The following is a 15,106-nucleotide window of genomic DNA, read 5'->3' on the forward strand; positions in this document are numbered from 1 at the left end:
TTGATAGTTTCTATTATAGGGGATTGATTTTAATAGGGACTTAACCATTTCTTAATTGTTTCTTAATTGGCTCTTACCCGTATGTTTAGGGATCAAAAAACCAAAGGTTGTTTTTTTCCATGGCATACTTTCCACCCAAATCTGGCCATGGTTTCTTTCTACCAGCTCCTTCGCAATAGACAATCCTAAGCCACTGCCGCCATATGAACGATTCCTTGAATCCTCCCCGCGATACATTCTCTCAAAGATGTTCTCCATATCTTCGTCTGAAATACCAGGCCCCCGATCCCAAATAAGCATTTGATAGTTATTGTCAGTCTCGATCAATTCGACTCCCAAAATTCCTCCATCCTTGCCATAATGCAGTGCATTCTTTATTACATTCCCAATAATTCGAATCAGACTTTGATGATCCGCCATGATATAACAAGTGTCCTCTGGGATATGAACTTTTAACTCGATTCCCTCTTTTTTCAGTTCAGGTAAAAACGAAATAACAGATTCTCTGGCAACCTCTGCAAAGTCCAGCCGTTCTTCCTTTAGTGTGAATTCATCAGCATCCAGTTTGGCCATATCAAAAAGATCATCTAACAACTGTTTTAAACTGTTCGCTTTTTTGGATACGGTTGCTATATATTCATTTCGTTCCTGTTCTGAAATAGATATGTCATCTTGTAAAGCGTCGATATATCCAATAATCGAAGTAAGCGGAGTGCGGATGTCATGTGAAATACTGGATAAAATCCTCTTTCTTGCTGTTTGAGACTTGATAGACTGGATTTGGATCTTTTCCAGCTGTTCAAGTAAGTCATTGATAGAAAAAGTCAACTCATCTAGAGCTTTGTCATGATTAGCCAATAATCTTGTATTGGCATTCTCATATACAGCTCGTTTCAATTCTGTATCCATGCGCTTAAGCTGAGCAAAGTAGCGGATTCTTGTCGATAATAAAATGACCGTTACCAGACATACCCCTAAAAACAAGCACCAACTTATGATAGCTGGCATTGGCTCATTTATATCTATCATTAATATACCAGTTATCATAAGTAACTGAAGCACCAATAGTATGCTAACCTTGTCATTTCTCATTTGGCTCACCAACAAACTTATAACCAATTCCCCAAACTGTTTGGATAAATTTTGGATTGGAGGGATCTGTTTCTATTTTCTTTCTGAGTTTCCTGATATGAACCATAACGGTATTATCATCTTCAATATAGTCACTTCCCCAAACATGACGAAATAGCTGTGTTTTTGTGAATACTTGTTCAGGATGGGCAGCCAGAAATCGAAGCAATTCAAATTCTTTTGCAGTTAAAGCGACCTCTGCTCCATTCTGGATGACGGCATATTTTTTTAGATCAATCGTCAAACCGCTAAACTGGATTAAACTCTGTTCCAATGCTTCCACATTACTGCCCAATATCAAGAACCGTCTCATTAGCGATTTGACCCTGGCAACCACTTCATGAATGCTGAACGGTTTGGTAATATAATCATCCGCTCCAATACCTAATCCCAAAACCTTCTCTGCCTCTTGATCCTTGGCAGTGAGCATTAATATTGGAATATTTGTTTTATTTCTAAGCCGTCTGCACACCTCAATACCATCGATCTTTGGCATCATTAAATCCAAAATAAGGAGGCTGTATCGGTGTTTATCAAATAAATACAGAGCTTCCTCACCATTTACAGCAATATCTATCTCATATCGTTCTCTTTCCAAGTATTTCTTCAGCAAATCACTAATTTCCTTCTCGTCTTCTGCTATCAATATTCGAATATCTTCCATCGTTTCACCTGCTTTTTCTGATATTCATACGACATTTAGTTCGTTTACCTGTTACTTACCATATCATATTTTAGAAAAGATGAACTGGAAAAACTGTCTCCCCCTGCTTAGCCTTTTTCTAAAGTTTTAGAAAATGATTAGATAAAACCTAAAATAACCACCTCTCCGTCTATGGAAAGGTGGTTATAGCTCATTTACAGATTAAATCTTTCTTTAATCATTTTCGCTGCGTCTGCAGCCTCTAGGTGGGTATTGTTGATCTTGTTATAATTATCTTCTTGGATTTCACCTTTATAAGAATTTAACCTGTGATTTTCCATTGTCTCTCTCAAATTCTTCTCAGATAATTCCACATTTCTGTAGGCTTGTGTTCCAGCCGGTGCGGGCTTGTATTGCGGTTCAGCCTTTCTTCCAAAGCAGCCTCCAGTTCCACATAGTAAACCACTGCGTCCTTTGATTCAAAAATTTCACGTATCTAAGCCACAGAATCCCAATCTTTCTGCAAGTCAAATGCCCACACATAGGTGAATATCAAACCGTCCAGATCACTCTCTGCAACTGCCTTAAATATTTCTTTACGAAATAGATCCACTAGCCGCCACATTTCTGAGTTTAAGTTAAAAAAAGGTGCCAGCAAATCAATCGTCATATGATTATGAAGCAGTTTCAGCTCCGTTTTTCTCCAGTTCTTGCCCCACTGTATTTTCCCGACTGCTTGTGGTCCAAATAGAAAAACAAGCTTCACCCAACCCCTCAGAGCATACCTTGATTTTTTTCAAAACAGATAATTGATTCAACTACGCAGTTGACCTTCTATACAAGTAACAATATTCCCGCCAAGCAAAATTTTTCCATCCGGTTCAAATCTTACTTCAACGCGCCCATTCCTGCCTACACAATAGCCTTGACCAGCTGTATAACGTGAACCATGGATCAGCCCTAACTTCCTCACCACCGTGGCAACACAGCCATTACCACTGCCACAAACAGGATCCTCCGGCACACCTTCACTAGGAGCAAACGAACGAACTTCAAAGGCAGGGTCTGCATTTGATGTTGTGGCTCCAAATACTGTTACACCAGTTACGCCCGGCGGCGTCAGAGAAGCCAGTTTTTCCATATTTGGGCGTAAATGATGCACCTCTTCAGCATCCGACAGTTGCAATGTCATCCATACAGCGCCTACATCAACCGTCAGACTAGCTTTCACGCGATCCACAGCTATGCCAAGGGCATTGGCCAGCTGCTGAACATACTCGTGGTCGATTGCTTTTATCTGTGGATCAGGCAGGGCGAAAAACAATTTTTCTCCCTCTATCCTAATATCGACTAATCCGACAGCACTTTCCTGTACCAAGCGTCCTGCCGTTTTTGGCTTTCGACCATGTTTCAATATGGCAAAAGCCGAACCTAATGTAGGGTGACCGGCAAAAGGGAGTTCACTTTTTGGTGTAAAGATCCGCAGTTTATAATCTGCTGCTGGATTGGTTGGTTGACAAACAAACGTCGTTTCCGATAAATTCGTCCAATTAGCAATCTCTTGCATTTCTTTAGTCGTTAAACCGTCACCTTCTAGTACAACGGCAACGGGATTTCCTTTAAATGGCGTATCTGTAAATACGTCTACTTGTTGAAATGGCAACTGTAGTGTCATCATGCATTCCCCCTCTAGGTTAAAGAATTTTTGTTATCTATTTAGCTCACAAATTTGATTAGTTAGCATTATACTATATATATTCCCAAAATTATATTTCATATAGAAAAATCTTTCAAAGATTAACCTATTACTACATTATCTCCGTTAGACATTGGCCTTTGAGCAATAAACCCAAATACTGTTTTATAAAGCGAAACTTCATTCAGCGGGGGTACGACACGACATCGCAAACTTAGTCTGTTTCCTCCATCCCCCGCTCTCCCACTTAGAAATGACGTGTTCCCTTATTTCTTGAAGTGGGAGTCTCACAGCCAGTTACACTGCGATAAAAAAAGAGCAGTCATTCTGTCTTGTTCCATATGGAATACATCGAATGCTACAACTAACAAGACTTGGTGAGAGGTTTTAAAAAACCGAGCTTTTTATGATAAAATGAAATGATGACGTTTTTGTAAATATGGCTTCTGGCTCCATCGAAGAAATATCTTTAATTTTCCACCATACTATCACAACATTTTATAAAAAGGAGAAAAAACTAAAGATGTCTACACTACAAATACTTTTAATTGCTCTTATTATCATTGGCATTATTTTTTTAATCTTTTTAAAAAGAAACCAACTTAATCCAGCACAGACACAAAAGGACCCAATCGAAGTTATCTTTGAAGCGCTGATTAAATTTAGAGTGGATCAAAATACAACCTCCCCTCTAGTATTCATCCATGCATTGAGATATATAAAGCGAGAGACGGGTATGGGGTTATTAGCGTTACTGAAACATCTAAAAAACCAGCAAACCCTGTTGCAAAAATTAGATAACCCTCAATTTGTACAGAATGTAAACGACATGCTGCAATCTCCGGAAAGTGAGTATAAAGCTGTAAAATACGTACAAGAACAGACTGGCTTAAATATGAATACTTCAGAAAAGATTGTCCTTGTATTTAAGAAGAAGGAACTGCTATAAAGGAAGATGACAAAACCCCGGTTGGAGAACAGATTTAGAATAAGGACAGAATCTGAAGCACGATTTAAGAAAACCCAAGAAGAGTATGGCCTCAGCAGATTTACAAGAGTGTGTTCAAAAAAGGCCGAGAAGTTCAAAGCAGCGTAGTTAAATAATCGAACGTATGCTTTTAATATATGAATCGTAATAAAAAATCGAGTCTATTCTCCCTACACTCTTTTCAGAAGAACGATTTACTTCCACCATGGCGATAGATCATGGAACACATACCAATCAGTTTAGGATACAAACAGCAATTTGAAAGAAACCTTATGGCCACTCCATGCTATAATAACTAAGTGTAAATAAAAACTTGGAGGTTATGTAATGGGAACAGATAAACCAGTAAAGATAACCATTGAAGCAATTGTTCAAGCACCTGTTCATCAAGTATGGGAACATTGGACAGAGCCGGAACATATCACAAAATGGTCCTTTGCCTCTGATGAATGGCACGCACCAAAAGCCGAAAATGATTTACGAACTGGCGGCAGTTTTGTCACAAGAATGGAAGCAAAAGATGGAAGCTTTGGATTTGATTTCAGCGGTGTTTATGATGAAGTGAAAACAAATGAATTGATTTCTTATACACTCGGCGATGGAAGAAAAGTGATAATCACCTTTGTTAGTCAAGGCAATGATACGAAGATAATAGAAGTGTTTGAAGCAGAAGCCGAGAATTCCATTGCCATGCAAAAGGAAGGCTGGCAGGCTATTTTAGATAATTTCAAAACATATAGTGAGCTTGCTAAATAATTAACAGAGAATTGTCGAGGCTGCTGCACAACTAATAGTGCAGCAGCCTCGACTGATATGCCCTTACGTTTAGCTTTCGTTTGCTGGAAATAGCAAAACGATGATTTCTTAACAGTCTGAATTTCTTTATTATCAAAATTCACTTGGGTAATCCTCACGATTCATGACATAGATAACTTCTCCTACCATCTCTTCAAAATCATCCGCGTAATTAGTTTGTTTAACAAAGAGCGCATTATTTTCATCATCTTTATTTTCAAAAACGACATAATGATTGGCTCCATCCACTTCCACCCGATAGTAACTGGTAGAATTCACAAACCCTGCCGCATTCTGAGTAATTTCAAATGTTTCCTCACTGCCGCTCTCATCCGTGATGATTAGGTTTTTTTCTTCTGAAAAATGAAGCATAGCCTGTTCTCCTGTATCCGACAGTCCATACCAATCACCAGCATACTTATCTGATGGCTTACAGCTTACTAGTAGAATAAGTCCGAATAAAATAATTGCTGTCTTGATTAATTTGCTTGTCATATGTATGCAGTCCTCTCTTATGAATTGAGTTTACTCTGTTTTTATAAACAGACTTCCATGTTACGAATATATGGATTCGCAGTACACCTCATTATTTCAAATAAATTTCAAATAAACAACACTTATAAAAGACCTTTTTTCCATTTTTTCAATAGCTGTTCTGATTCTTTAATTATATCCTCCGCAATAGCTTCTATAGAGTCCAATAATTCCTTTAATACAGCATTGACTCTGCCATTCTCAAATTCCTCTAATGGTTCTGGCAGTTCATCTTCGTCTAATACAGCATATTCCCCGCTTGGCTTTCTGACAATATCAATAATTAAATCTTCAAATGTTACAATTGCAGGAGTAATTTCCGTCTGCTTGACAATGTTAACATACAAACCCAAGAGCTGATCATGATTATCTCTAAATAAATAGATATTATACGGTCGGTCACTCCAATAAAAAGCAAACGTATAACTGCCTTTTGGTATATTGAGTATCGAATTATTTACTTGCATGGCAAAAGGAAACTCGATTTTGTGATACAAAACAGCTTCTTTACCAGTATGAACCCTAATCTCTCTGCACGGGTATTCAACCACCGAACCATCATATCTGATTTTCCTTTCGCTGACGAAGTTATTTTCCATCACCCCCACCTCCCTTTTATCCAAATAGAATAGAGAAGGAAATCCTATAGCCCTCCACTAATTATGGTAATCACTTAACCTTTCACGAGCATAATCTCTCAGCGCAAGCAATTCTTCTCGATTCCATTCCAGACCGCCCGTTTCTCTGTCTGATTCCTCAACAGCTTCAGAAGAACGATAGATAGAAAGGGTCATTTGAATAAGAGGGTGAAACGCTTCGGGCAGATGAGCCAGTCCCCATTCGCCCCCTTCATCCTTGCTATAGACAATTTGCACATTTTTGCTAAGTAATTGAAAAGAACGGCACATGTTTAGAATGCCATAGTAAGGCGATTCCAGAATATGTTCCTTCTCCAAAATCCATTCTAAATCATCAAGCACTCCAAACATAAAGTCATCCCAATCCACATCACCAAATACTACATCAATAGGCTGACCAACTAAACAATAACCGCGTTTTTTCACATATACCAAATGCACATACAAGTCGGTATCAAATGCCTCGTTTCCATATTGCATGTCACCGTTCAAAATCCGATCACGCCAGGATGAGCTGTAATGTAATTGATAAGGAATTGGCTTTGGTATATGTTTAGCTGTATCAGCCGTTATCACAGACAGTTCAATATCTCCTATGCTGGGCCGCAAATCAGAATATTTGGCTATAGATATACTTACCTTCTTCGCTAAATCTGGGACAAGTGGTTCAGTCACCACTACAAGTATGTCGATATCACTTTTAGGAAAGTAGTAACTGCCAGTCGCCAGAGATCCATGCAAGTAAACACCAGCCAGCTGCTGCTTCAGATGGGATTGCAGCAATGCAACCAATTGATCCACATAATCTTTGATCTCACTGTTTACTTGCGGCCATTTTTGCGGTTGGCTCATTATAATTCTTCCTTTCCATGTTAATTATCAACTATTTAAAGCTGCCGCCATCAATGGAGGATGATGAACGATTGCACCAAGATAAATGTCATTTCCCAAAATAAATTCCTTTTTTCTATTGTAATCGAAAGCTATCTTTTTTTAAATAAGCTAAAGTGATGGATTGTCAGATAGACAATCCATCTTGGAGAATATTTGTCCTCCATGCATTTTGCAAGAACGGGCTCGGCTCCCCTACACTATAAAGCTGTAAGTAGTGCATCGCCCTCGTACAAGCAGTGTAGAATATCCTGCGCAAGCTTTCTTCACCATATACGTTTTTCGAAGCATCATAAATAATTACGGCATCAAATTCAATTCCTTTAGACAAATAAGAGGGGATCACTACCACGCCTTGTTCGTATTCAGCGGCACCATGCTTCACAAGCTTAATACCATCAATATGAGACAATCCTTCATATGCCTGTTCACTTTCCTCTGCCGATTTGCAGATAATCGCAATGCTTTGATAGTTACGGCTGCGCAGATCGGCAGTCTTGGCAGTAATATGGCTGTGCAGTTCTTGATAATCGGGCAATTGCTGCAGTGACGGTTTTTCTCCATCGCGCTCAAAAGGAATAATACTTTTCCCATTAGGAACAAGGCTTCTGGTAAACTCAATAATCGGCTTGGTTGAACGATAACTCCTTGTCATATTGATGAGTCCCGTCTTATCGGAACCGTAAAGACTAGTAAGGGTATGGAAATCCACCCTTTCACTCGCATGAGCAAAGATCGCCTGGTTAAAATCACCAAGTACTGTCATCCTGGCCGCAGGAAATAAACACCGCAGAAATTCAAATTGAAATGGAGAATAATCCTGCGCCTCATCCACAACAATATGTTTGATTGAGCTGTTGATCTGAAAGCCCTGAATCAGCTCTTTTAATAACAGAAACGGCGTAGCGTCCTCATAATACAATTTATCTTCTGCCAGCATTTCTAATGTAGAGTGACAAATAGCCTCTAGCTGATCCGGCGTCTCCCCTTCCACCCATTGTGTAACTCGCTGAGGATCAGCAAAGAACTGTTTGTATATCCCCTTAAAGTTAATAAAATGAAATGCTCGGATTCGTTTTTGCAATGGCTTTATTTTTTGCTGAATCAGCAGTTGAGCCAAGGCTTCTCGCTCCATCTCATAGTCAGCAATCGCTTCTCTTTCAAAACCTCGTTTTTTGGCTAAATAGCGATGGGCTTGATGATATTCTTCATTGCTCAATAGTTCGATTTCTTCCTGCACCCATGGCTCTTGCTGTTCGTTTTTTTGAAACTCCTCCAGCTTAGCTAATAACCAATCTCTTAATTTTTCTAATCTATTATAAAAGCGAAGTGATGTATCATGACTGTAAAATCGTTCAGCTATTTGTTGGGCAGTAACAATGGATTGCCCTCTGAAGCTAATATGCTTAAACAACATACCCGCTAATTCCAAGGATTGTCTGTACGACTGAATCGCCTCGAAAAAACGAGTAGAGGCCTTAAATTGGATGCTCGCCAGTCTTGTTTGATATGACGGTGTATGGTTCGCCGTTAACACATATTCCAGCTGCTCATAGGGATTTTCCACATCAAACTTTTTACTTAGACGGTGATCTAAGTATTCTTGGAAAGTGACCTGCTGCATATTTTCTTCACCTAATTCTGGAAGTACATTGGAAACATAACTGCTAAACATAGCATTCGGTGAAAAAAGAATAATTTGATCCGCATGCAGACTTTCGCGGTATTTATAGAGTAGATAAGCAATACGCTGCAGTGCTGCTGATGTCTTACCACTTCCTGCCGCTCCATGCACAATCAACAGTCTCCCCTGATCATGACGAATAATCTGGTTTTGCTCCAGCTGAATTGTCGCAACGATATTGTGCATCTGCTTATCATTTCCTCTGCCTAACACCTGTTGTAAAATCTCATCTCCAATCGTGAGACTTGTATCAAATAGGGATTGCAGGATACCATCACGAATCAGGTATTGCCATTTTTTCTCCAATTGACCATGGATAGTGTCTGCAGGCGTGTCATATTGAACCGGCCCTGGCTGATAATCATAATAGATACTGGAGATCGGAGCACGCCAGTCATATATCAAGAAATCCTCCCCATTCTTATCCATAAGCGAAGAAATTCCAATATAAATTTGTTCTGGCACTGAAGTCCCTTCTTCGATAAAATCAATCCGCCCAAAATAAGGATTCCTTTGCATACGGTGCAGAGTGGCTAAACGTTCAGAGGCGTGCTTATGGCTGCTTTGACTGACTGATAATGCTTGAGCCTCTTGCCGTAAACCAATAATCGTCTCCAGATAGTCATCAAAGGTGTCCGTATTTATCTTGACCTCATCCCAAAAGTGTTTACGAATATGAACTACTTCGTTCTTACGTTTGACAGTTTCTGCTTCCAATCGGTTCATTTCCTCCGCAATCGTCCTTATCACACTGTCTGCTCGTTTTTGTTCCTGTTGAAGTTCTGATTTCATAGCAAACACTCCTCTAAATAAATTTTCACAAAAAGGTTGACTAAGCAATCTATATAGTGTACTATTAAAATAGGGAAAATATATTTGAAAATAATAAAACACTACATATCTATATAAATTTACCATAAATCCTCCTCCTTTTCAATGTTTTTTGATAGGTGGGGGGTTTTTATATTCATCTTAAAGAACGATTTTTTTTATGAAACCCTCTTAAAGATTTTTCTGCTATTGCTTGAAAAACAGCAATCTGCAAGAAATCTTAGCATGATTTATATCTTATACTAAGAAACATAAGTACATGATCTCCATCATGTAACTAGCTGTAAAAAGGAGTGGGACCATTGCGCAAGATTGTTTTATCCATGGTAATGTCATTAGATGGATTTGTCGCTGGGGAAAACGGGGATAGTTCATGGCATGTGATGGATCAGGAGATGCATGATTATATGGATGATTTTTTAGATTCTGTAGACACACTGCTTTATGGACGGATTGCCTATGACATGATGCTTTCACACTGGCCGGCCGCTGAGTTTCATAGTACAAATTCCAAAAAAGAACAAGCCTTTGCCCGAAAAATGAATCAAATGCAGAAAGTTGTTTTCTCTCGAACATTAACAGAAGCGACATGGAATACTAGAGTGGTAAACGAAAATATAGCTTTGGAAATGGAACAGCTGAAATCACAGCCTGGAAAAAACTTGGCACTGCTTGCAGGTGCCAACATTGCTCAGACTTTTATCCAGCATGATCTTATTGATGAATACCGCCTGATTATCAATCCTGTTCTACTAGGAAAAGGTCAACGATTATTTGATGACGTTAAACAAAAACTTGATTTAATCGAATCACGCACTTTTTCTTGTGGAAATGTATTATTGGTTTATAGATAAGCAGGAATAATTCCCCAATGAGGTTGTCATGAGAGCTGGTGGATCTTATTAAGATACGGGGGGAGTAGTAAACCAGCTTGTGCTTACATACTTAGATAAGCGTGAATTTCATGTTTGAGGCGGCAGGTCATCAAAAAGGGAGGAACAATCGGATGGACATAGATGAGCTTATCCAAGTGGTTCCTTATAACGAACAGTGGGATACTCTATTTCAAAACGAAAAAATAAATCTTTTGGAAATTTTCGAGGAAACTGCAGTCGACATACAACATTTTGGTAGTACAGCGATATCAGGAATGTGTGCAAAACCGATTATTGATATCTTGGCAGGTGTGAAATCCTTGGAGTTACATAACTCCATAATTAGTCAATTAAGAAAACTTGGCTATGAAGAATTTGGAGAGGCTGGTGTAGAGGGGAGATTATACTTTCGAAAACGCCATGTTCATGCTTATAATCTTGCTGTTGTCGTCTGGAACGGAGAGCACTGGGTAAACAACCTGCTCATAAGGGATTACTTAAAGAAGAATCCAGATATAGCTAAGCAATACAGCGAAAAGAAGCTTAAAACCATCCAAAATGGACATACTACACTGCTCTCTTATTCAGATGAAAAAGCCGATTATGTAGAGGATTTACTTAAGCAAGCTAAGCAACACATAAAATACACCTGAGACAGAACTGCCTGTACATCGGCGGTTCTGTCTTTTTTAACACTAGTCACTTTCAACTGTTTTTTAATTTTTATCTATACAGAGAAAGCCTATGAAAATGAGACGATTCCTGACAATTACTTTCTCTCATCAACTGGTCTAAAAACATCACCATATATTGATGACGTTGATCGGCCACCTTTTTAGCTGTGGAAGTGTTCATGCGGTCTTTAAGTAATAGAAGCTTTTCAAAGAAATGATTAACCGTTGTTGTTAACTGTGATTTATATTCCTCAGGAGTTTGATGCAATTTCGGTTCTACTAGTAGATTAAATAACTCCTGCCCCTTATCCCCCCATAAGCAAACGCCCTCGCAATACCGATAGCCCCCATAGCATCCAACCGGTCTGCATCTTGAACAATTTGCCCTTCTAAACTCTCCATTGAAGATGTTACACCAGCACCCTTGAAAGAAAGATCTTGAATGATTTGACAAACATGATTAATCATATCCTGTTCAACATGTTGAGACTCTAACCACTCTCTTGCCACTCTTGGACCAGCTTGCTCATCACCATGGTGAAATTTCCAATCCGCAATATCATGCAGCAGGGCCGCCAATTCCACCACTTCTTTATCAACCTGCTTATTAGTTTCCTCCATAATTTGCAGGCTATTCGAATAAACTCGTTCAATATGCCACCAGTCATGTCCTGTTGCTTCTCCAGATAATTTTTGTTTTACAAATTTTCGCGTTGCTACTACAACATCCATTGCAATACTCCTCACTTTTCTGTATGTCGACACCTAAGCAAAATGGTTATTAATGGAGAGGCTCTTTATTGAAAGGCAGTGAGATTTATCAGTTTTAGAACATCTGCTATATGTAGAATGACGTCATTCATGATTCCTTTCTTCTTTCACTTTGTTGGGATTCGCTCCCCGTTTCCAGCAATTTAATTCATTGTTATGACGATTCTTTTCGTTCATACATAATACCGATAGCTTTATTCATGAACTGAACGATATCTTCATCCATAGGATACACGGCAATTCCACCTGAATGTTCTTTAATAACATCCCACATTTTTGCCGCTAAATAATGATTGTCACCAAACATGTCATATACTTTTTGCATCCACCGTTCCGCTAAACGTTGAACTTCTTCTGAGGAGGGATCCTTGTTTAACACAGCTCTCACATCACCAATAATGTCAGACCACTCCTGAACATCATCTATACTTCTTTCAGCCTGTATATCTTTGATTATCTTTTGTTCTTTTTTGTTAAGGTAAGGGTCATAAAGATGTTGCACTATTTCTTTATCCTGTTGAAATAAACGGATGATCTCAAAGATGAGTGACCATTTCACCTCTTCTTCAAACTGGATGGAGTACAATACGCCATTCAGTGCTTGTTCTAAAGCCTGTAACTGTTTCTGTTGTTGACGTACCATATCCAATTGCTGTTCCAATGACTGCTGCCAGTTCACTGCTGATTCACCCAATTTCTCCTTGATTTGTTCTAGTGAAAAACCCATATATTTCAAAGCCAATATTTGCTGCAGCCGCAATACATCATGTTGATCATATAGACGATGACCTCCTTCTGTTGCAGAAGATGGTTTGAGCAGTTGAATCTCGTCATAGTAATCCAATGTCCGTACCGTCACACCTGTCTTTTTTGATAATTGGCCAATCGAGTACATTTGATCCGCTCCTTTTTTTTTGATTACAACTTCAGTATAAAACAACACGTTGCGTGTGATTCAAGAAAAAATAATCACTATATAAAAGAACATCTAGATTTATGTCTTTTCACGCAAAAGAAAACAAACCAGTTCAATGAAATAAATTAAAATGGTTTGTTCTTTGAACATCATTATGTTAGTTTTTCAATAACCAGTTAGCACAAACACGCCAGATCTACCCTTTCTTTTTATACTGATACAGGTATATCGTCACTGGCGCAAAAGTAGCGGCAATCATACCGGAAACAAGCACTCCCCACCCCACTTGTGCTAGTGTTACAACACCATGCATGGCATCACGAATCGCACTCACTACGATCGAGATGGGATTAATATCAACGAATCCATACAGCCAAACTGGCAATGTTTCGGGATCTACAAATACATTGCTGACAAAGGTAAAAGGCACGATGAAGATAGTACTTACCATAATTAATGACTTTTCCGTTTTAAGAATCAAGGCAAGCATCGTCCAGATCCAAGATAAACAAAAGGCAAAAAACAAAACCAACGTTACCCCTAAGAGGATGCCAGTAATACCTCCCACTGGTCTAAAACCGAGGATAAGACCTAGCGCTAACATGATAGCTGCCGCAATAAGGTAACGAAGCATATCCACAAGCAATGCACCAACAAGCGGTGAAGGCTGCCAAATTGGCAGTGTTCGAAAACGATCAAACACTCCTTTTTCTATATCTCTCTTTAAATCAATTCCCGTATACATTGTTAACATAGTTACTGTCATAGCAAGCACGCCTGGAAAGATAAATTGCAAATAATCTGCTGTGGATCCAGCAACTGCTCCGCCAAACAAGTAAGTAAACATCAGCAGAATAATCACTGGAAGAACTGTAATATCAATCAATTGTTCTGGTACATGTTTGATCCTCAGGAGCACTCTTCTTCCAAAAATCAATGAGGAAGATAATGCGTTGGGGGGCTTTGGTTGCTGTGCCTCTGTCATCAAATTATTGAAAAGCTTTTTCTCATGAACACTGTTTGTTTCTGTTGGCTGATCCATCAGTTTGCTCTCTCCTTTGGCTGATCTTGATAGGACGATTCCGAATAACTAGTCAGTTGCAGAAATACTTCATCGAGACTTGGCTGCCCATAGGAAAATTCATGGACACCCACTTTTTCCTTTTCTAATTTTCTGATCTCTTCCATCGCTGTCGTGTAATCACTCACCTCATAAAGCAATTCTAGTGGATTTGAATTTTCAGAGACAGCGGGCGCTAAAATCTTTATTGCTTTATGACGCTCCTCCCAATCAGCAAAACGGATCCGTAATACCCCCATTTTTAGAGAAGCTTTTAATTCACTGCTTGTTCCCTCAGCAATCACTTTTCCTTTTTTAATAATTGCAATGCGGTCTGCCAAGTAGTCTGCTTCTTCCAAATACTGTGTTGTCAAGAACACCGTCGTACCAGCGTCTCTAAGACTGCGAATCATCTGCCAAACCTGATTGCGGCTTTCAGGGTCAAGCCCTGTTGTCGGTTCATCAAGAAAAAGTATATCAGGTATGCTGACAATACTTCCTGCAATATCAATCCGACGACGCATCCCTCCTGAGTAATTTTTCACCTGACGTTTTGCCGCTTCTTCCATTCCAAACACACGTAATAATGTTTCCGCACGTTTTTTTGCCTGGCTCTGAGAATATCCTAATAATCTGGCAATCATTATGATATTCTCTATTCCTGTTAAGTCCTCATCCAAAGCAGCATACTGTCCTGCCAAGCTGATTCGTTTTCTCACTTCCTTCGGTTCACTTGCAAGGTCGTTACCAAATACCGCTACCGTACCGCCGTCTATGGGAAGTAATGTAGATAACATGCGTACTGTCGTAGTTTTGCCAGCTCCATTTGGGCCAAGGAAACCGTATACCGTTCCTTTGAAAATGCGCAAATTCACATCATCCACTATCCGATTTCCCGCAATTTCTTTTACAAGACCTTTTGCTTCTATAGCAAGCTCTGATAAAGCATAAGATCGTTTATCCTTTATCAAACACCTCA

At 39.2% G+C, this 15,106-nt stretch carries 15 protein-coding genes and 1 pseudogene; 4 read left to right on the forward strand and 12 right to left on the reverse strand.

Features of this window, described 5'->3' with window-relative positions; all coding sequences use genetic code 11:
* Positions 1–51 precede the first annotated feature (51 nt).
* The 4 genes and pseudogenes from JOD18_RS03730 to JOD18_RS03745 form a co-directional block, all read right to left on the reverse strand.
* Positions 52–1,092, reverse strand: coding sequence for a sensor histidine kinase (locus JOD18_RS03730; protein ID WP_204667597.1), 1,041 nt, complete (start codon positions 1,090–1,092; stop codon positions 52–54).
* Positions 1,082–1,795: a response regulator transcription factor gene (locus JOD18_RS03735; protein WP_204667598.1), complete on the reverse strand. Its 714-nt coding sequence runs from the start codon at positions 1,793–1,795 to the stop codon at positions 1,082–1,084. Before JOD18_RS03735 ends, JOD18_RS03730 begins: the two co-directional genes overlap by 11 nt.
* A 194-nt stretch (positions 1,796–1,989) precedes the next feature.
* Positions 1,990–2,540 (reverse strand): annotated as a pseudogene (locus JOD18_RS03740) (shikimate kinase).
* A gap of 48 nt (positions 2,541–2,588) precedes the next feature.
* A complete protein-coding gene (locus JOD18_RS03745) occupies positions 2,589–3,452 on the reverse strand; it encodes a PhzF family phenazine biosynthesis protein (protein WP_239587900.1) in 864 nt (287 codons plus the stop codon).
* 541 nt (positions 3,453–3,993) lie between these two features.
* On the opposite strand from JOD18_RS03745, the gene JOD18_RS03750 reads away from it, so the two are divergent.
* Together JOD18_RS03750 and JOD18_RS03755 are read left to right on the forward strand one after the other, a co-directional pair.
* Positions 3,994–4,419, forward strand: coding sequence for a hypothetical protein (locus JOD18_RS03750; RefSeq protein WP_204667599.1), 426 nt, complete (start codon positions 3,994–3,996; stop codon positions 4,417–4,419).
* 366 nt (positions 4,420–4,785) lie between these two features.
* Positions 4,786–5,214: an SRPBCC family protein gene (locus tag JOD18_RS03755; RefSeq protein WP_204667600.1), complete on the forward strand. Its 429-nt coding sequence runs from the start codon at positions 4,786–4,788 to the stop codon at positions 5,212–5,214.
* 132 nt (positions 5,215–5,346) lie between these two features.
* Here the strand turns inward: JOD18_RS03755 and JOD18_RS03760 are convergent, their stop codons facing one another.
* The 4 genes from JOD18_RS03760 to helD form a co-directional block, all read right to left on the reverse strand.
* Positions 5,347–5,748, reverse strand: a complete 402-nt coding sequence (locus JOD18_RS03760) for a hypothetical protein (RefSeq protein WP_204667601.1) — start codon at positions 5,746–5,748, stop codon at positions 5,347–5,349.
* 122 nt (positions 5,749–5,870) lie between these two features.
* Positions 5,871–6,386 (reverse strand): ribonuclease FAU-1 family protein, encoded by a 516-nt coding sequence (locus JOD18_RS03765; protein WP_204667602.1) that lies wholly within the window; start codon positions 6,384–6,386, stop codon positions 5,871–5,873.
* A gap of 57 nt (positions 6,387–6,443) precedes the next feature.
* A complete protein-coding gene (locus tag JOD18_RS03770; protein WP_204667603.1) occupies positions 6,444–7,277 on the reverse strand; it encodes an aminoglycoside adenylyltransferase domain-containing protein in 834 nt (277 codons plus the stop codon).
* Positions 7,278–7,443: 166 nt separating this feature from the next.
* Positions 7,444–9,792, reverse strand: coding sequence for an RNA polymerase recycling motor HelD (gene helD / locus JOD18_RS03775; RefSeq protein WP_204667604.1), 2,349 nt, complete (start codon positions 9,790–9,792; stop codon positions 7,444–7,446).
* A gap of 341 nt (positions 9,793–10,133) precedes the next feature.
* Between helD and JOD18_RS03780 the strand changes: the two genes are divergently transcribed.
* Positions 10,134–10,685: a dihydrofolate reductase family protein gene (locus JOD18_RS03780; RefSeq protein ID WP_204667605.1), complete on the forward strand. Its 552-nt coding sequence runs from the start codon at positions 10,134–10,136 to the stop codon at positions 10,683–10,685.
* Between the two features lie 152 nt (positions 10,686–10,837).
* Positions 10,838–11,359, forward strand: a complete 522-nt coding sequence (locus JOD18_RS03785) for a GrpB family protein (protein WP_204667606.1) — start codon at positions 10,838–10,840, stop codon at positions 11,357–11,359.
* 300 nt (positions 11,360–11,659) lie between these two features.
* On the opposite strand, the gene JOD18_RS03790 is transcribed toward JOD18_RS03785, so the two are convergent.
* The 4 genes from JOD18_RS03790 to JOD18_RS03805 all read right to left on the reverse strand — a co-directional run bounded on the left by JOD18_RS03790 (position 11,660) and on the right by JOD18_RS03805 (position 15,095).
* Positions 11,660–12,112 carry an HD domain-containing protein gene (locus JOD18_RS03790; protein WP_239587901.1) on the reverse strand — a complete coding sequence of 151 codons (453 nt, stop codon included), beginning with the start codon at positions 12,110–12,112 and terminating at the stop codon, positions 11,660–11,662.
* 193 nt (positions 12,113–12,305) lie between these two features.
* Positions 12,306–13,046: a MerR family transcriptional regulator gene (locus tag JOD18_RS03795; protein WP_204667607.1), complete on the reverse strand. Its 741-nt coding sequence runs from the start codon at positions 13,044–13,046 to the stop codon at positions 12,306–12,308.
* Between the two features lie 217 nt (positions 13,047–13,263).
* The gene (locus tag JOD18_RS03800) at positions 13,264–14,109 is read right to left on the reverse strand and encodes an ABC transporter permease (protein WP_204667608.1); all 846 of its coding nucleotides are present in this window, start codon (positions 14,107–14,109) and stop codon (positions 13,264–13,266) included.
* Positions 14,109–15,095, reverse strand: coding sequence for an ATP-binding cassette domain-containing protein (locus JOD18_RS03805; protein WP_204667675.1), 987 nt, complete (start codon positions 15,093–15,095; stop codon positions 14,109–14,111). The genes JOD18_RS03800 and JOD18_RS03805 overlap by 1 nt, the downstream gene beginning before the upstream one ends.
* Positions 15,096–15,106 lie beyond the last annotated feature (11 nt).

This window comes from Gracilibacillus alcaliphilus, from assembly GCF_016909015.1.
GTDB lineage: Bacteria > Bacillota > Bacilli > Bacillales > Amphibacillaceae > Gracilibacillus > Gracilibacillus alcaliphilus.

What these genes read in the sequence shown, in the direction of transcription:
- JOD18_RS03730 (WP_204667597.1), bottom strand. Translation starts at nt 1,092, where the DNA reads ATGAGAAATGACAAGGTTAGCATACTATTGGTGCTTCAGTTACTTATG.
- JOD18_RS03735 (WP_204667598.1), bottom strand. Translation starts at nt 1,795, where the DNA reads ATGGAAGATATTCGAATATTGATAGCAGAAGACGAGAAGGAAATTAGT.
- JOD18_RS03745 (WP_239587900.1), bottom strand. Translation starts at nt 3,452, where the DNA reads ATGATGACACTACAGTTGCCATTTCAACAAGTAGACGTATTTACAGAT.
- JOD18_RS03750 (WP_204667599.1), top strand. Translation starts at nt 3,994, where the DNA reads ATGTCTACACTACAAATACTTTTAATTGCTCTTATTATCATTGGCATT.
- JOD18_RS03755 (WP_204667600.1), top strand. Translation starts at nt 4,786, where the DNA reads ATGGGAACAGATAAACCAGTAAAGATAACCATTGAAGCAATTGTTCAA.
- JOD18_RS03760 (WP_204667601.1), bottom strand. Translation starts at nt 5,748, where the DNA reads ATGACAAGCAAATTAATCAAGACAGCAATTATTTTATTCGGACTTATT.
- JOD18_RS03765 (WP_204667602.1), bottom strand. Translation starts at nt 6,386, where the DNA reads ATGGAAAATAACTTCGTCAGCGAAAGGAAAATCAGATATGATGGTTCG.
- JOD18_RS03770 (WP_204667603.1), bottom strand. Translation starts at nt 7,277, where the DNA reads ATGAGCCAACCGCAAAAATGGCCGCAAGTAAACAGTGAGATCAAAGAT.
- helD (WP_204667604.1), bottom strand. Translation starts at nt 9,792, where the DNA reads ATGAAATCAGAACTTCAACAGGAACAAAAACGAGCAGACAGTGTGATA.
- JOD18_RS03785 (WP_204667606.1), top strand. Translation starts at nt 10,838, where the DNA reads ATGGACATAGATGAGCTTATCCAAGTGGTTCCTTATAACGAACAGTGG.
- JOD18_RS03790 (WP_239587901.1), bottom strand. Translation starts at nt 12,112, where the DNA reads ATGGATGTTGTAGTAGCAACGCGAAAATTTGTAAAACAAAAATTATCT.
- JOD18_RS03795 (WP_204667607.1), bottom strand. Translation starts at nt 13,046, where the DNA reads ATGTACTCGATTGGCCAATTATCAAAAAAGACAGGTGTGACGGTACGG.
- JOD18_RS03800 (WP_204667608.1), bottom strand. Translation starts at nt 14,109, where the DNA reads ATGGATCAGCCAACAGAAACAAACAGTGTTCATGAGAAAAAGCTTTTC.